We start from the raw sequence: 15646 nt of genomic DNA, 5'->3' as shown, positions 1-15646 counted from the left end.
GGGGCGATGCGCGCGCTGGGCGAGCGGGACATCTCGCTCGAGGTCCGGCGGGTCGCCGCCCCGCTGGCCGACGACCCTGACCCTCCGTTCGGACGGCTGCTCATCAACGTGCCGGGCGCGGCGAGTGCGCAGCTCCAGCTGCCGACCTTGGCTATCGTTCGGTTGTGCGAGTGCAGCTGGACGGCAACGAGATCCGCTCCGAAGCCGACTTTCACCGGCGGCTGGCGGCGCTCCTCGACTTCGGTCCCTATTACGGGCACAACCTCGCCGCGTTGTGGGACAGGCTGACCACCGATGTGCCTCGGCCGGTGCATCTGGTGTGGGCATCGGCCGAGGCGAGTCGGGCGGCCATGGGCGCCGCGGCGTTCGAGCGGATCGACCGGGTTCTGCGGGAAGCGGCCGAGTGGGATGCCGCCCGGACCTGGACCGACCATTTCACCTACGAAGTCTCGGCGTGACGGTCCTAAACTGGCGCGATGTTGTGGCTCAACGAACCGCCGCAGTGGTCGGATGAGGACGGCGTGGTCCGGGTGGTCACCGGGCTCAAGACGGACTTCTGGCGGGAGACGTTCTACGGGTACGTCACCGACAACGGGCACTTCTACCACCGGGCGGTGCGTGGGGACTTCACGGCCGAGGTGGTGGTGTCGGCGGGGCATGCGGCGTTGTTCGACCAGGCCGGGCTGATGCTGCGGGCCGGCGAGCGCACCTGGCTGAAGACCGGGCTCGAGGTCACCTCCGGCGCTGTTCAGTTGAGCACTGTGGTCACGCGCGGCCAGTCCGACCTGTCGGTGGTGCCGGTGCCGGACTACGGGGGTGAGCTGGCCCTGCGGCTGACCCGCTTCGGCTCGGCGGTGTGCGTGCACCGGGGAGCCGAAGACGGTTCGTGGCAGCTGGTGCGGCTGGGGCATCTGGATCTGCCGGAGACGGTCGACGTGGGCGTCATGTGCTGCTCGCCGGAGCGGGCGGGGCTCGAGGTCAGCTTTCGCGGCTTCCGGGTCGGTGAACCGATTCCGCGGGAAGGCCTCGAATAGCGGTCACAGCCAGATGTGTTCCTCGGCGATGGCGCCGTCGCGCCATTTGGCCACGGTCACCATGCGGCTGCCGTTCTCGAATTCGCCGACTACGCAGGTCCAGTCGCCGGCGCCGAAGGTTACGGGGTGGGACTTCAGCTGGGCCGGTTGGCCGCCGTTCGCTTCGACAAGGGCCTTCATGGCGTCGATGTGGTCGGTCAGCCCGGTGGTGGAGGGTTTGCCCTGGAAGTAGACGACCACGTCGTCGGTGTGGAGGTCGGTGAACAGGCCGTTCCAGTCGGCCTTGTTCCAGGCGCGGAAGTCGAGGTCGTTCATCTTGCTGAGGTTGTCGTCGGTCATGCCCCTAGAGACCGTTCGGCTCCGGCGGATGTGACAGGTCAGTCCGGCAGCCATTCCTGCCAGGTGGGGCGGTTGGCGTCGAGCCAGCGTTTGGCGGCCTGGTCGGGCGGCAGCTTCTCGGTGGTCAAATCGCGAGCCACGGCGTTCTGGTCCTCGTTGGTCCAGGTGAAGCGTTTGATGAGTTCGGCGGCGGGGCTGCCGGAGTCGGCGAACTGTTTGCTGGCGATCTTCTCGAGGTCGTACGGCTGGTAGTCGCACGCCACCTTCTTGGGGTCGGCGTCGCAGCCGGGGGTGTAGCGGGGAAGCGTCACGTGCACCAGCGGAATCTCCGACAGCAGCCACTGCGGGGCATAGAAATAGCCAATTAGCGGCGTACGGAATTGCTCGGCGCGGCGGAAGGCGGCGATCAGCGCGTCCTCGCTGCCGGCGTGCACGACCGTGAAGTCCAGGCGCAGGTTGCGGATCAGGGCGGCGTCGTTCGTGACGAACGAGGGGTCGCCGGCGAGGAATTGTCCCTTGCGGCCGGACGCGGAAGTGCGGAACAGATCCGCGTACTTGTTGAGGTTCTGCCAGTCGGTGATGTCGGGATGTTCCTTGGCCAGCCACGGCGGCACGTACCAGCCGATCACGCCGCGGTTGCCGGTGAGCCCCTGTTCGACGGCGACCCGGCGGTCGTCGATGTAGCGCTTCTTGAGGTCGTCGTGGCCCCAGTTCTCGAGAATGACGTCCAGTTCGCCGCGGGCCAGGCCCGCCCACGATTCCTCTTCGGTGCGGTCGGACGTGATGACGGTGCAGCCCAATTCCTGGCGCAACAGATAGCTCACCACGGCGACGTTCGCGGCGTAGCCGACCCACGGGTTCACCGCAATTCGCACGGTGCCGCACGAGTTCGACGACGGTGCGCCGGGCGCGGGAACCACGGTGGCTGTGGAGGCTGAGCACCCGCCCAGCAAAGCGCACACCACCACCGTACGAAGAAAGCTTTTCACCATGCCGACCCCGCGTGCGCCTTGGCCAGTCGCTGGGTCAGCACTTCCTCGGTCAGTGCCATCAGCACTCCCTTGACGGAATCGCGGCGGCGCGCGTCGCATTCGACCACGGGCACCCGGGGGTCGACTCCCAGGGCGTCACGCACCTCGTCGAGTTCGAACCGCCGGGCCTGGTCGAAATTGTTCACGCCGATCAGGAACGGGATGTCGTGGTCCTCGAAATAGTCGACGGCGGGAAAGCAGTCCTCCAGCCGGCGCGTGTCGAGCAGCACGATGGCCCCGAGCGCGCCGTCGACCAGGTCGTCCCAGAGGAAGGCGAATCTGTCCTGCCCGGGCGTGCCGAACAAATACAACAACAGCGCCTCGTCGAGCGTTATCCGGCCGAAGTCCAGCGCCACTGTTGTCGTCGTCTTCCCGCGTACGACCGAAGTGTCGTCCACGCCGACCGAGCGTTCCGTCAATTCGGCCTCGGTCACAAGCGGCTCGATCTCGCTGATCGCCCCCACGAATGTGGTTTTGCCGACGCCGAAACCGCCACTGATGACGATTTTGACGGCCACCGGCGCGAGGACGGCGCTAGAGTGCGCTGACACGGTCCCGGATCCTTTCGATCAACGCGAGCGGCAATTCGCCCAGCTGGTCCTCGATGCGCAGATGCCCCTCGGCGACCAGGTCGGCCGCCAGCACCCGCACCACACCCAACGGCTGCCGTAACGCCACCGCCAGGTCGGCGACGGTCTGCGGGGTGCGGCACAACTCGACGATCCGGCGGGCCTCGAACCGCAACGGAGCGCCCAGAGCATCCGGCGTGGCGTGCAGCAGCGTCTCGACCCGCAGCCCGTCGTGCCGGGGCCGGGTGCGCCCGCCGGTGACCATGAACGGGCGCAGGAACTGCTCGTCGGCCGTGTCGAGCGGCCGCTCGGGCGCCGCCGCGGGCGAAACAGTGGGCGCCGGCGGGATCATCCGCGGGTCGGGAGCCCAGCTCATGGCCGCAGATGCTGCCGGGAGTCGGCGATCAGCGCGGGCGTCAGCAGCGTCCCGAAACGTTCGGCCAGCCGCGAGATCTCGTAGCCGACCAGGCCGACGTCGCACTCGGCGCCGGCCACCACGCCCAGGCAGCTGCCGCCGTCCATGACCGACACGAGCAGGAACCCCCGCCGCATCTCGATCATGATGAGCTTGAGCGCCTCGAAGTCGTAGCGCCGGGACGCGCTGCGGGCCACGCTGGCCAGGCTGGACACGATGGCCGCGAGGTGGTCGGCCTCGCCGCGCTCCAGCCCGTCCGAGGCCGCGATGAGCAGGCCGTCGGACGAAACTGCCACTGCGTCCCGTACGCCGTCGGTGTGCTGGACGAAGTTGCCGAGCAGCCAGTTGAACTGATGCCGGTCTCCGGTGGCCTGCACGCTCATGTCTGCGGTTCCTCGGATCGGGCGCCGCGCGCGACCCCGCTGCGGAAGGCGGTCAGGCGCGAGCGGGTTTCGTCGGGGGAGAGGTCGGCCGGGCCGGGCGCGGCGTGCAGCCGGGTGACTCGGGGTGCGCGCGGCGGGCGGCGGGGCAGGCCGTTGGGCGTACGGGCCACGTCCCCCTCCGCCATCGGGGCGGGCCGCTGCTGGGGCAGGGCGGCCGGTGCGGGCGCGGGCGCGGGCAGGTACTCGACGGTGATCGGCGGCAGGGCCGGCTCGGCCACGATGAGCGCCGCCGGCAGCACCACCCGGGCCGTCACCCCGGTCACCGGCGAGGGCGTCAGCACCACCTCGGCACCCAGGTCGCGAGCCAGCCGGCCCACCACGTAGTGGCCCAGATAGCGGGCGGGCGCGGTCAGGAAGTCGCCCTCGCCGCGCAGCCGCCGGTTCGCCTCGTCCAGGTCGGCGCCGGTCATGCCGATGCCCTGGTCGACCACGGCGATCAGGTAGCGGTCGCCGACCAGCCGCCCCTGCAGCTCGACGTCCACCTCGGGCGAGGAGAACGCGAGCCCGTTCTCGATCAGCTCGGCCAGCAGGTGGGCCACCGCACTCGCCGCCGTCCCGGCCAGCCGCACCTCGTCGATCCGGCGCAGCGTGACCCGCCGGTACTCCTCGACCTCGGCCACCGCGGCCCGCACCACGTCCTCGACCGGCACCGGCTCGAAGCCGGGACGCGGGCCGGTCGCGCCGACCAGCACCAGCAGGCTCTCCGCGTTGCGGCGCATGCGGGTGGCCAGGTGGTCGAGCTCGAACAGGTCGGCCAGCCCGGCCGGGTCGGCCTCCTCGCGCTCGAGCCGGGTGATCAGGCCGAGCTGGCGGCGAAGCAGGTTCTGGTGGCGGCGGCCCAGGTCGGCCAGGCTGTCGGTGGTTCCCCGGCGCAGCTGGGCCTGCTCGGTGGCCAGCGCGTAGGCCGTCCGCTGGACCCGGTCGAACGCGGCCGCCACGGCCTGCACCTCGCGGGTGGCGCCCACTGGTGGTTCGAAATCGGGGGCATCGACCTCGGCGCCCGCCGCCACCTGCCGTACAGCGGAAGGAAGTTGACTTTGACTCAGCTCATCGGCGCGGGCGGCCAGCGAGGCGAGGGGGCGCGCGATCGAGCGGGACGCGGCCACGGCCAGCCAGATCGCGCCGGCCACGCACAACAGCACGATCACGCCGAGGCCGATCATGCGGCGGGTCGCCTGGTCGCGCAGCGTCTCGGCGCGGACGCTGATCACCGAGCCGACGTGCTGTTCGAGGCGCAGCAGGTCGTCCAGCACGGTGGTGTGGGCCGACCACCACGACTGCGGGTTGACCTGCAGGTCGCGGCCGTCGCCGGAGGCCAGCGCGAGATCTTCGAAGTGCCGGGCGACCTGCCCGGCGCCGGTGCCGAAGACGTAATCGGCCGAGGCCCGCTGCTCGGGTGTGGCGTACCGGGTGAAGGTGGCCAGCGCCGCGTCCTTGGCCGAGCGCATGGTGACGAACTGCAGGAACTCGCCCTTGCGGAAGCCGCCGGCCGAGAACACACCGTTGAGGAACGCGCGCTCCTGAGCGATGGCCTCCTTGGCGTCGCCGAGCGCCCGCAGAGCGCTCGCCCCGCGCCGCAGCTCGGTGTCGCCCGCGCCGTCGAGATCTGTGTCGATGCGGCTCAGGTCGTTGATCCGGGCGGTGTAGAAGCCGAACGCGGAGGCCCGGCTGATCGTGGCGGCGTCGGTGCTGATCCGGACGCCGTCGAGGGCGTCCAGCGGCCCGGTCACCAGGCGGTCGAGGCGGGTGCGGCGCTCGTCGACGCGGGCCCGGGCCGGGGCCAGCTCGGCCCGGAAACCCGCGTTGCCGCCGAGCAGCCCGGCGGCCAGCCCGCGCTCGGTCTGAAGTTCCTGAACCAGGTCCTGTACGGCGAGAACGTGGCTCACCGCCCGGGCGGCGCTCGCGGCCCGGGCGTACCCGCGGGCCTCGATCGCCACCACGACGGCCAGCAGCACCAGGACGGCGGCCACCGGCAGCGCGAGGGTCCGCGCCACGCGACGGCGAATGGTGGTCACGAGCACTCACCCCTGTCGATCTCTACGCTCTGCGCTCGCACGGCGTCGGAACGCTATCGACCGGGCTGAGCGCTAGTCCACGCCCGGCCGCCAAGACAACCCGAAAGAGGCGGTCAGGCCTTGAAGCCGGCCAGCTGTTCGTCGAGCCACGGGTACAGCTCCTCGGCCGGCGTGTTCAGACGCGACTTCAGGTGCCGGGTCGGCTCGTCGGCCAGCACCTCGATCGACCCGTCGGCGACGGCGTCGTAGGCCTGCGCCACGACGTCGGCCGCGGCGACCTTGGGCACGTCCCAGCGGGCCGACATGGCCGTGTCGATCATCCCGACCAGCAGTGCGACGACCTGGGTGCCTTGCTCGCGAAGCTCGAACCGCAGGGCGTTGGTGGCCGACCACATGGCTGCCTTCGAGGCCGCGTACCCGGTCGGCACGTTGATCCAGGCCGCCGAGGACAGGATGTTCAGCAGCGTCCCGCCGCCGTTGGCCGCCAGCACGGGCGTGAACGCGCGGGCGACGCGCAGCGTGCCGAAGAAGTTCGTCTCGAAGGTCTGCCGCAGGACGTCCTCGGGGCCGGAGATCGAGTCGCCGACCGGCGCGACGGCCGCGTTGTTGATGAGCAGGTCGACATCCGTCGCGACCGCCGCGGCACGCTCGGCGTCGCCGAGGCGCGTCAGGTCGAGCGTCAGTGCTCGCACCCGAGTGTCGTTCCAGTTCTTTTCCGTACGGGCGGCGGCGTAGACCCGGGCGGCGCCGCGCTCGAGCGCCTGCCGCACGAAGTGCTCGCCGAGCCCGCCGTTGGCGCCGGTCACGAGCACCGTGCGGCCGTCGAGTGACTGCTTCATCTAGACTCCTTCGATAACTGGGGAGTTCCCCCGGAAAACTATGTGGGGAGACTCCCCGGATAGTCAACGAGGATGTGGTGATGGCGACAACGAAGCGTCCGATGCGCGCCGACGCCCAGCGCAACCGCGACGCGATCCTGGCCGCGGCGCGCGAGATCTTCGACGCCGAGGGGGTGCTCACGTCGCTCGACGGCATCGCCCTGCGTGCGGGCGTGGGAAACGCGACGCTCTACCGCAACTTCCCGACCCGCGACGACCTGCTGGCCGCGGTGATGCGGACGAGCATCGAAGAGGCGCTGGGCGAGGCCGACTCGCTGGCCCGGACCCGCTCGGCGCGCGAGGCGCTGGCCGAGTGGCTGGCCACGCTGACCTGGCAGCTGCGGATCTGGCACGACCTGCCGTACTGCCTGGCCGCCGCCCACAACGACGCCGAGTCACCCATGAAGCCGGCCGCTGACCCGCTGCTGACCCGGACCGGCGCCCTGCTCGACGCGGCCCAGACCGCAGGCGACGCGGACGCCGGCATCACCGCCGACGAGGTGTACGAGCTGGTGCTGGCGTTGTCGTGGGCGGTCGACCGCTTCGGCGACGACGAGCCGGCCGCCCGCCGCCGCGTGGCGATGGGAACGGCCGGCATCTTCGCTCACTGACCGGCGGCTCCGGTGCGGTTGAGCCAGACGGCTCCGGCCAGGCCGGCGTTGCGGGCGCCGGCCACGTCGCTGGTCAGGCTGTCGCCGATGTGCCAGGCCTCGTCCGGGGTGGCGTCCAGCTCGCGCAGGGCGATGTGGAAGATCTCGGGCCGGGGCTTGGCGTGGCCGGTCTCGCCCGAGGTGACGACCACGTCGACGTACGCGTCGAGGCCGGTCGCGGCGATCTTCTCGCGCTGGGTGTCGCCCGGCCCGTTGGTCACCACCGCCAGGCCGTCGGCGAGCTCGCGGAGCCGGGCCAGGGCGGCCGGCACGTCGGGATAGAGCCGGTAGCGGGCCAGCCGGTCGGCGCGGTAGAGCTCGAACGCGTGCCGGGCCAGCTCGGTGTCGCCGTGGCCGTGGACCCTCAGGGCCTCGTGCCAATGCTCGCGCCAGACGTCGTGACCGTGCGGCGAGCCGCTCGGCGCCAGCATCACCGCCGACGCTGCAACCCGCCAATGACCAAGGCAGATTCGCTCGTACGTCGTAGCAAGCGCAGCCGCGTCCAGGCCCGGCGCCGCTGTGGCCAGTCCGGCGCAGGTCGCGCGGACGGTCAGCCGCCAGTCGTCGTCGGAGTAGTCGAGCAGCGTGCCGTCGAGGTCGAGCAGGACGACGCGCTTGCTCATTCGACCGGGGCGCCGCCGAAGCCGATCTCGTTGCCGTCGGGGTCGCGGAAGGTGGCCTTGCGGACGCCGTTCTCGTAGGTCTCGACCTGGGCCGGCTCGAGGCCGCGGGCGGCGATCGCGGCCAGGCGGGCGTCGAAGTCCTCGACGAACAGGGTCTGCAGGGCGTGGCCGGCGTGGTCGGGGCGCACCTCGATGTAGACGTAGCGGTGCTCGGCGACCTCCCACACCGCCTCTTTGTCGTTGGGCAGGAAGGACGGCGGGGCGCCGAAGAGCTGCTCGTACCAGGCGGTGGCGGCGGCGTAGTCCCGGATCGACACGCCGGCGAAGAGGTCAACGGTCATGGCGATCAGGCTAGAGCGCGGGCGAGCAACTTGTGGAGCTTGGCGGCGCGAGTCGGGTGGCGGTGGGACATCCAGGCGACGCGGCCGGCCAGGTGGGCGGCGAAGTCGGCGTGGCCGTCGCGGTTGGCCTCGGCCAGCCCGTGGACGGCCGCGTTGTGCAGGGTCGCGCGCAGCCGGTCGTACTCCTCGCGGGGCACGGCGGGGCGGGTGTTGACGACCAGGCCGGTCAGTTCCTGGCGCTGGGACCGGCTCCTCTTCCGCGTCTTGTGAGGATGGACGCGGAAGCCCTCCTCGGCCACGATCCGCGTCGTCAGCGCAATGAGCCGATCGTTGTCGGCAGTGCCCGAGAAGGCCAGATCATCGGCGTACCGGCCGTAGGTCACGCCGAACCGGGCGGCCAGTCCGCTGAGCCGTCGGTCCAGGCGGTAGGCGCACAGGTTGGCCAGGGCGGGGGAGGTGGGCGCGCCCTGCGGCAGGTGCGGTTGGCGCAGCAGGGCGGCCAGGTGCGGGGCGGGCGCGTGGCGAAGAACGGGTGCGGGCGTACGGGTGGTGGTCAAGGCGGTCAGCGCGTGCGCAACCGGTTCGGGGTAACCGATGCCGCGGAACAACCCGTAGATGCGGGCGGCCGTGATGCTGGTGAAGAAGGCGCGCAGGTCCAGGCTGATGAGCACGTCCTGGCCGGTGTGGGCGCGCGCGAACGTGTGGGTTCCGCGGCCGGGCACGAAGCCGTGCACGCTGGGGTGCACGGGCACCCGGGACAGGATCTCGTGGAGCACGCGGCGTTGCAGGGCGAGCAGCCGCGGCTTGGGCGCCTCGATCAACCGGTGCGGGCGCCACGCGTACCGGTAATGACGCAGTTTCTCGTCACGGGCGTGCCGATTGATCTCACGACGGTCGGCGAACCAGTCGAGCGCGTCGCCGTCGAGCCCGAGGAAGTCGGCCAGCTCGCCGAGATCGCCGATGGCCGGAGCCTTCCACCGCATCCGGACGACCTGAGTGGGCGCCGCGATCCGATGCCGGATGACCGCCCGCCGAGTCAGCGAGCGCGCGGTCAGGAACTGACGAAGCTCCCGGGGCCGGTCGCGAGGCGCTTGCGGGTACGCCCACCGGACGGCCGCCACCAGCCGGCGAGCCCAGGGCACGCGTCCCGCCACCACCGATCGTACGGCCGCAAGCAGTTGACCCTGCCGCCAGTCAGTGGTCAGCAGCGCATCGGCCAGCGCGCCCGCCACCCCGCCCGGTGCGGCAGCGTGCCCCGACGATTCCCGGTCGTGCCGGCGCCGTGCCGCGCGAAGCACAGAAGCGCGCCGGCGATGCGCTGCGGAGCTCAAACGAACGTCCCCGGGGTTGCCCCGGAGAGCCCTCGCCACCGCGAACGGCGGACGAAAGCCAGCTCAGGACACGCTGCCACCCGCCCAGCATAGTGACCAGCCGGCAACCGCCTCAGTTCCTCGGCTGGGCCGGCATCTGCAGCGGGACGCCGAACCGGTTGTAGGCATTCATCAGCGCCACCTGTACGACCAGGGCGCCCAGTTCCTCGTCGGTCATCACGTCGCGCACGCCGGCCCAGACCTCGTCGCTGACGCCGTGCTCGGTCAGGGTGGTCGCGGCCTCGGCGTACTCGAGGGCGGCCCGCTCGGCCGGGCTGAACAGCGCCGACTCGCGCCACGCGACCAGCTGCAGGATCCGGTCGAGCTTCTCGCCGAGCTCCAGAGCCTCGTGGCTGTGCAGGTCGACGCAGTGCACGCAGTGGTTGATCTGCGAGACGCGCAGCTTGACCAGCTCCCGCACCGCCGGGTCGAGCGGCGACTCGCGCACCGCCTGATCGGCGGCGTAGAGCGCGCGGGCCGCCTTGGGCGCGGCCTTGGGCAGGTTCAGGCGGGGTTCGCCGGTCATGCTGGACTCCTCAACTCGGACAACTATTGTCCGCAACCATACTCGGACAAGAAGTATCCGGGTAGAGGAGGGCGTTGACTCGCTGCCGGACGTCGATCTGGGTCGGGTTGAACAGTTCGACCACTGCGTGCAGCAGGACCGGCTGGGTGTTCGGGTCGCCGCCCGCATTGACTTTGTCGACGGCCGCGGCCAGGACGGGGTTCTCGTCCAGGTCGCGGCGGATCTCGGCGGCGTAGCGCTCGGCCAAACGCTGGCGGGCGTCCTCGGTGAGGGCGTCGAACTCGGCGGCCGCGGCGGACTCGGGGCGGGTGTGCAGGTCGCGCATCACGTCGACCACCTCGGGCTCGAAGATGCGGGCGGTGAGCAGCATGAACGAGCGGTCGGACTTGGTCAGGGCGGCCACGTGGGTCTCGAAGCCGGGCGGCGCCTCGACCAGGCCGGGGTTGCGCAGCACCGCGGCCAGTTCCTCGCGCATCCGTTGCTGGCGTTCGATGCTCGCGGCCAGCTCCGCGTCGAGGGCGCGAAGCGTCTGCTCCCCGCCCTCGGTGGTGTCTCGGGCCGGCCGCTTCCCGTCGACCAGATACGCCGTGGCCAGGTTCAGCGCGCAGGCGTTGTCGCCCAGGACGTACGTGCCGTGGCCGCTCTCCTCGGCGGTGATCAGCGTGGCCCGCGGGCCGAGTTTCCGGCTCGGGCGCCGGGGTGCGGTCGAGGCGCTCGGCGAGGTCGAAGTACGTGCGGCGCACCTGCACGGGCGTCCGGCCCAACCCGTACGGGCGCGGTGACCACCTCGGGCGGCCGGGCGGCCCACTCCAGCCCGGCCGCCGCCTCGTCCGCGCCCGCCGGCAGCACCGCTGTCAGCGCCCCGAGCAGGCCGAGCATCCCCATCAGGGCGATGCCACGCCGTCGCTTCATGTCCAGCCTCCGTCACCAGGTCCGGTCTCCGCGGTCGGACCCATGTGATCCTGCGCCCTCAGGGCACAGTCAAGGCGGCGGACGTCGGTCGGCCCGTCCTAGATGCGGAACGGCCGGATCTCGCTCACGGTGCACCAGCGTCAGCCGACGGTCTGGAAGTTGTTCCACCGCTCCAGCAGGGCCGTCCACGTTTCCTCGCCGACGATGCCGTCGACTTCCAGCTTTTCTTTCGTCTGGAAGCGGCGGACCCGTTCGTCGGTCTTGGGGCCGAAGCGGCCGTCCACCCCGTCCGCCGGGCGCAGGGCGCGGTCGAACGGTGAATAGCCACCGCTCACGAAGGCGAGCATGAACTGCACGGCTCGTACTTCGTCGTCCGGAACGGGGTCGTCGTTCTTGCGGAGCTCACGGACGTTCGACTTGACCTGGATCTGCGGGATGGCCATCGGGTTCTCCTCTCCTGATCGGGAGCGTGTTCCTCGGGCCCGGCGGTGTCAATCGATCAGTCGTCACCGTCGCCATGCCGACAGCCGGGCGGTGGCAAAGGCTGGTTGACTGGCCGCATGCCGTTCGAGCGGTACGGCGTGCTGGCCGGGGTGCTGCAACGGCACTTCCGCGACCAGCCCGACGACCAGGGTCGCTGGTTCCACGTCAACCTGCGGGTGGACGCGCCCGCGGGCCGGTACAAGTGCGCCGTGGACGTCGACAGCAAGCTGGACGTCTTCGTCTCGAAGTTCTCGACTCAGGCCGACCGCACCGGCGACGACGGCCATCCGGCCTGATCGGGCCGTAGGCTGCGGGCATGTCGGATCTTCTGGGCCAGGTGCACGCGGCCGCCGGCCCCTATCTCGCGTCGCTGGCCTCGCGGCCCGTGCAGGACTCGCAGGCGTTGTCGCTTCTGGCCGAGCTCGGTGGGCCGCTGCCCGAATCGGGTGACGCGGCCGAGGTCGTCGAGCGGCTACTGCGGGTGGGGACGGCGGCCGGGACGGCTTCGGCCGGGCCGCGGTTCTTTCACTTCGTGACCGGGGGAGTGACGCCGGCCGCGCTCGCGGCGGACTGGACGGCCGCCCTGCTCGACCAGAACGCGTTCTCGAAGATCTCGTCGCCGTTCGCGCACGAGGTGGAGGCGGTCGCCCTCGGGTGGCTGAAGGAGCTGTTCGGGCTGCCGGCCTCGTGGGGCGGGGCGCTGGTTGGGAGCGCGACGTTCGCCAACTTCACCTCGCTGGGGTGCGCCACGCACTGGTGGGGGTTCCAGCACGGGGTGGACACGGCCGAGGACGGGCTGGCCGAGCTGCCGCGGATGCCGGTGCTGTCGTCGGGTTACGTGCACGCGAGCGCCCGCAAGGCATTGCAGATGCTGGGGCACGGGCGCAACTCGGTGACCGTGTGCGCGCGGGACGGCGTCGGGCGGGTCGACCTCGGCGTCATGCGGCGGCACCTGGACTCGCTCAAGGGCGCGCCGGCCGTGATCATCGCCAACGCGGGTGAGGTCAATGCGGGCGACTTCGACCCGGTGGGCGAGCTGGCCGATCTGGCGAGGGAGTTCGGCTGCTGGCTACACGTCGACGGCGCTTTCGGCTTGTTCGCAAGGCTTTCCCCGCGTACGAGTCATCTGGTGGCCGGCGTCGACCGGGCCGACTCGATCGCGGCCGACGCTCACAAGTGGCTCAACGTGCCGTACGAGAGCGGCTTCGCCTTCGTCAAGGATCAGGCGAGGCTGGGCGCGGCCTTCGGCATGCCGGGCGCCGCCTACCTGCCCGGGCCGGGCGATCCGGCCGGCGGGTACGCGTTGTACGGGCCGGAGTCGTCCCGCCGCGCGCGTTCCCTGCCCATCTTTGCCACGCTGGCCGCGTACGGGAAAAGGGGTCATCGCGACATGGTCGAGCGCCACCTCGATCTGGCCCAGCAGCTGGCGGCCCGGGTCGACGCCGCGCCCGAGCTGGAGCGGCTGGCCGACGTGCAGCTCTGCATCGTCTGTTTCCGAGCGGTCCCGACCGGCGTGGCCGACCTCGACGACTTCAACCGGAGGCTGGGAGCCGCCTTGCTGGCCGACGGGCGCGTCTACGCCGGCACCACGGTGTACGACGGCAAGGTCGCCCTGCGCCCGGCGATCGTCAACTGGCGTACCACCGAAGCCGACATCGACGTGTTCGCCGACGTCGTGCTCGAACTGACCCACAAGCTGTCCCAGGAAGTGGGGACACGCGCATCGTGACCGGTGGGACGGCGCATTCCTAGCTTGAAGGCCCTCGACAACTTCGAATCGGAGGGCTTCTCATGGGACGCATGACCCGCTCGACCGCGCTGCGGATCGCGGCCGCCCTGTCGGTGCTGGTGGCGATCATCGGCATCACGCTGTTCGACCTGCCCAACCTGGTGCTCGGCGCGCGCGAGAGCGAAGCGCCGTTCGGTCTGGTGCTCGGCAGCTTCACCTCGGACGTGCTGGCGCTCGTGGCCGCGTACGGCGCCTGGCGCTTGCAGAAGTGGGGCGCGGTGCTGCTCATCGCGGTGAACGCGTTCTGGATCGTGCAGGCGGTCAGCTCGCTGCTGTTCGACCGCACCGGCGCCGAAATGGTGTTCGCCTCGCTCATGCTCGTGCACCACATCGTGGTCATCTCGTTCTGCCTGTGGCGGGAAAGGGTCGTCAGTGCGGTCTGACACGGCCAATCGCCGTCTCTACCAGCTCCTGTTCCCCTTCCTGCTTCTCTGGTACGCGGTGGTGGTGGCGGGGCTGGTCGCGGTGATCGCCACCTTCCCGCACCGGCCGATCGGGTCGCTCGACGAGATTCCGTGGTGGTCGCACGCCGTCGCGTTCGCCGTCGTCGCCGTCACGTGGGCGCCGGTGTCGGCCTGGCTCGACCGGGGCGTGCACCAGCTCGCCTACGGGCAGCGGGACAACGCGTACGAGGTGGCCGGTCACGTGTCGCGGCAGCTGCTCCCCTCGGTGGCGGCCGCCCTGGCCGGGACGATGGCCCTGCCGTACGTGGAGATCGAGTCGGACGGTCGGGTCGTGACCTCGTACGGGAAAGTGCCCGAGGGCGCCTCGATGGTGGAGATCGCGCTCAGCTATCAGGAGCAGCGGCTCGGGACGCTGCGAGTGAGCGCGCGGCGCCGGCGGGACAGGCTGTCGGCGGCCGACATGAGGCTGCTCGAGGATCTGGGACGGCAGGTCGCGATGACGTTGTACGCGGCCCGCTCCCGGGAGCAGCTGGTGGCGGCGCGCGAGGAGGAGCGGCTGCGGATCCGGCGCGATCTGCACGACGGGCTGGGTCCGACGCTGGCGTCGCTCGGGCTGCGGCTGGGGGTCTTGCAGCGTACGGTCCAGGACTCACCGGAGGCAGCGGCGGAGCTGGCGGAAGAGTTGCGCGCGGATGTTCGCCAGGCCACGGCGGACATCCGGCGCCTGGTCTACGAGCTGCGGCCGCCGATGCTCGACGAGTTCGGACTGGTCGATGCGCTGCGCAACTTGCGGTCGGGCGACGGGCTTGCGCGTACGGTGTCCGCGCCGTCGCCGATGCCGGAGTTGCCGGCGGCGGTGGAGGTGGCGCTGTACCGGATCGCCGCGGAGGCGCTGCACAACGCTTCGCGGCATTCGGGTGCGGCCACTTGTGCGGTCGAGTTGGCGGTGGTTGCGGACGGGGTGACGCTGACTGTCACCGACGACGGGCGCGGGCTGCCGGACGACTACCTGGCCGGGGTGGGCCACCGGTCGATGCGCGAGCGCAGCAGCGAACTGGGTGGAACGCTGGCCATCGGCGAGGCGCCCGGCGGGGGTACGCGCGTCGCCGTCAGCTTCGCCTGGGGGAGCTCATGATCACGGTGCTGGTGGCCGACGACCATCCGTTGTTCCGCAAGGGATTGCGGGCTCTGCTGGGCTCGATGCCCGGTGTCTCGCTGGCCGGTGAGGCCACCGACGGCAAGGCCGCTGTCGAGCTGGCGCTGTCGCTGAAGCCGCAGCTCGTGCTGATGGACCTGCACATGCCCGGCGGCGACGGCCTGACGGCGATCCGGCGGCTGGCCGCACTGCCGGACGGACCACACATCCTCGTGGTGACCATGTTCGAGGACGACGACTCCGTCTTCGCGGCGCTGCGGGCGGGCGCGCGCGGCTACGTCCTGAAGGACACCGACGACGAGGAGATGACCCGCGCGATCCTGGCCGTCGGCCACGGCGAGGCCATCTTCAGCGCGGCCATCGCGTCGCGGATCGTGGCGTTCTTCGCCGGCCGCCCACCCGCCGAACCGTTCCCGGGCCTGACCTCCAGCGAACGCAACGTGCTGCAGCTGATGTCCCGAGGCCTGACGAACGACGTCATCGCGGGCGAGCTGAGCCTGAGCGCCAAGACCGTACGAAATTACGTCAGCAACGTCTTCAGCAAGCTGCACGTGGCGTCGCGGGCCGAGGCCATAGCCCGAGCCCGCGACGCCGGCATCTGAGTTCTCGAGCCCGAGACCATCGGGTGATCGAAATGTGGCGATGCGCAAGGCTTCGCTGACACCCTG

21 protein-coding genes are annotated in these 15646 nt (G+C 70.9%); 8 read left to right on the top strand and 13 right to left on the bottom strand.

Annotation, left to right across the window (positions count from 1 at the left end):
* Positions 1-170: 170 nt before the first annotated feature.
* Both OWR29_RS23145 and OWR29_RS23140 read left to right on the top strand, forming a co-directional pair.
* Positions 171-458 carry a barstar family protein gene (locus OWR29_RS23145; protein ID WP_267565257.1) on the top strand — a complete coding sequence of 96 codons (288 nt, stop codon included), beginning with the start codon at positions 171-173 and terminating at the stop codon, positions 456-458.
* Positions 459-476: 18 nt separating this feature from the next.
* Positions 477-1034, top strand: coding sequence for a DUF1349 domain-containing protein (locus tag OWR29_RS23140; RefSeq protein ID WP_267565256.1), 558 nt, complete (start codon positions 477-479; stop codon positions 1032-1034).
* Between the two features lie 3 nt (positions 1035-1037).
* Here OWR29_RS23140 and OWR29_RS23135 read toward each other — a convergent pair whose 3' ends face one another.
* From OWR29_RS23135 to OWR29_RS23105, 7 genes are all read right to left on the bottom strand, one after another.
* Complete coding sequence (locus OWR29_RS23135) at positions 1038-1373, bottom strand: nuclear transport factor 2 family protein (RefSeq protein WP_267565255.1); 336 nt, start codon at positions 1371-1373, stop codon at positions 1038-1040.
* A gap of 38 nt (positions 1374-1411) precedes the next feature.
* Complete coding sequence (locus OWR29_RS23130; protein ID WP_267565253.1) at positions 1412-2365, bottom strand: ABC transporter substrate-binding protein; 954 nt, start codon at positions 2363-2365, stop codon at positions 1412-1414.
* A complete protein-coding gene (locus OWR29_RS23125) occupies positions 2359-2955 on the bottom strand; it encodes a GTP-binding protein (protein WP_267565252.1) in 597 nt (198 codons plus the stop codon). Before OWR29_RS23125 ends, OWR29_RS23130 begins: the two co-directional genes overlap by 7 nt.
* Positions 2939-3349 (bottom strand): DUF742 domain-containing protein, encoded by a 411-nt coding sequence (locus OWR29_RS23120; protein WP_267565250.1) that lies wholly within the window; start codon positions 3347-3349, stop codon positions 2939-2941. Before OWR29_RS23120 ends, OWR29_RS23125 begins: the two co-directional genes overlap by 17 nt.
* Complete coding sequence (locus OWR29_RS23115) at positions 3346-3771, bottom strand: roadblock/LC7 domain-containing protein (protein ID WP_267565248.1); 426 nt, start codon at positions 3769-3771, stop codon at positions 3346-3348. The genes OWR29_RS23120 and OWR29_RS23115 overlap by 4 nt, the downstream gene beginning before the upstream one ends.
* On the bottom strand, positions 3768-5846 hold the full coding sequence (locus OWR29_RS23110; RefSeq protein ID WP_267565247.1) for a sensor histidine kinase: 2079 nt from the start codon (positions 5844-5846) through the stop codon (positions 3768-3770). Before OWR29_RS23110 ends, OWR29_RS23115 begins: the two co-directional genes overlap by 4 nt.
* 113 nt (positions 5847-5959) lie before the next feature.
* A complete protein-coding gene (locus OWR29_RS23105) occupies positions 5960-6685 on the bottom strand; it encodes an SDR family oxidoreductase (protein ID WP_267565246.1) in 726 nt (241 codons plus the stop codon).
* An 80-nt stretch (positions 6686-6765) separates the two neighbouring features.
* Between OWR29_RS23105 and OWR29_RS23100 the strand changes: the two genes are divergently transcribed.
* Complete coding sequence (locus tag OWR29_RS23100; protein WP_267565244.1) at positions 6766-7335, top strand: TetR/AcrR family transcriptional regulator; 570 nt, start codon at positions 6766-6768, stop codon at positions 7333-7335.
* Here OWR29_RS23100 and OWR29_RS23095 read toward each other — a convergent pair.
* The 6 genes from OWR29_RS23095 to OWR29_RS23070 form a co-directional block, all read right to left on the bottom strand.
* A complete protein-coding gene (locus tag OWR29_RS23095; protein ID WP_267565243.1) occupies positions 7329-7997 on the bottom strand; it encodes an HAD family hydrolase in 669 nt (222 codons plus the stop codon). The two genes, OWR29_RS23100 and OWR29_RS23095, sit on opposite strands and share 7 nt — an antisense overlap.
* A complete protein-coding gene (locus tag OWR29_RS23090) occupies positions 7994-8338 on the bottom strand; it encodes a VOC family protein (protein WP_267565242.1) in 345 nt (114 codons plus the stop codon). Before OWR29_RS23090 ends, OWR29_RS23095 begins: the two co-directional genes overlap by 4 nt.
* Positions 8339-8343: 5 nt before the next feature.
* Positions 8344-9636: a reverse transcriptase family protein gene (locus OWR29_RS23085; RefSeq protein WP_267565241.1), complete on the bottom strand. Its 1293-nt coding sequence runs from the start codon at positions 9634-9636 to the stop codon at positions 8344-8346.
* A 145-nt stretch (positions 9637-9781) separates the two neighbouring features.
* Positions 9782-10234: a carboxymuconolactone decarboxylase family protein gene (locus OWR29_RS23080; RefSeq protein ID WP_267565240.1), complete on the bottom strand. Its 453-nt coding sequence runs from the start codon at positions 10232-10234 to the stop codon at positions 9782-9784.
* 10 nt (positions 10235-10244) lie between these two features.
* The gene (locus OWR29_RS23075; RefSeq protein ID WP_267565239.1) at positions 10245-11042 is read right to left on the bottom strand and encodes an alpha/beta hydrolase; all 798 of its coding nucleotides are present in this window, start codon (positions 11040-11042) and stop codon (positions 10245-10247) included.
* 244 nt (positions 11043-11286) lie between these two features.
* A complete protein-coding gene (locus tag OWR29_RS23070) occupies positions 11287-11589 on the bottom strand; it encodes a peptidoglycan-binding domain-containing protein (RefSeq protein ID WP_267565238.1) in 303 nt (100 codons plus the stop codon).
* Between the two features lie 117 nt (positions 11590-11706).
* Between OWR29_RS23070 and OWR29_RS23065 the strand changes: the two genes are divergently transcribed.
* The 5 genes from OWR29_RS23065 to OWR29_RS23045 all read left to right on the top strand — a co-directional run bounded on the left by OWR29_RS23065 (position 11707) and on the right by OWR29_RS23045 (position 15580).
* Complete coding sequence (locus OWR29_RS23065) at positions 11707-11925, top strand: DUF2278 family protein (protein ID WP_267565236.1); 219 nt, start codon at positions 11707-11709, stop codon at positions 11923-11925.
* A gap of 20 nt (positions 11926-11945) precedes the next feature.
* Positions 11946-13358: a pyridoxal phosphate-dependent decarboxylase family protein gene (locus tag OWR29_RS23060; protein WP_267565235.1), complete on the top strand. Its 1413-nt coding sequence runs from the start codon at positions 11946-11948 to the stop codon at positions 13356-13358.
* Between the two features lie 71 nt (positions 13359-13429).
* A complete protein-coding gene (locus tag OWR29_RS23055) occupies positions 13430-13801 on the top strand; it encodes a hypothetical protein (protein WP_267565234.1) in 372 nt (123 codons plus the stop codon).
* Complete coding sequence (locus OWR29_RS23050; RefSeq protein ID WP_267565233.1) at positions 13791-14957, top strand: sensor histidine kinase; 1167 nt, start codon at positions 13791-13793, stop codon at positions 14955-14957. The genes OWR29_RS23055 and OWR29_RS23050 overlap by 11 nt, the downstream gene beginning before the upstream one ends.
* Entirely contained in the window at positions 14954-15580 is a 627-nt protein-coding gene (locus tag OWR29_RS23045; protein WP_267565232.1) for a response regulator, read from the top strand. The genes OWR29_RS23050 and OWR29_RS23045 overlap by 4 nt, the downstream gene beginning before the upstream one ends.
* Positions 15581-15646 lie beyond the last annotated feature (66 nt).

Origin of the sequence: Paractinoplanes pyxinae (assembly GCF_026626335.1) — a bacterium.
GTDB lineage: Bacteria > Actinomycetota > Actinomycetes > Mycobacteriales > Micromonosporaceae > Actinoplanes > Actinoplanes pyxinae.
Note: the sequence above shows the minus strand (reverse complement) of the source record. Positions and strands in the feature narration are given on the sequence as shown.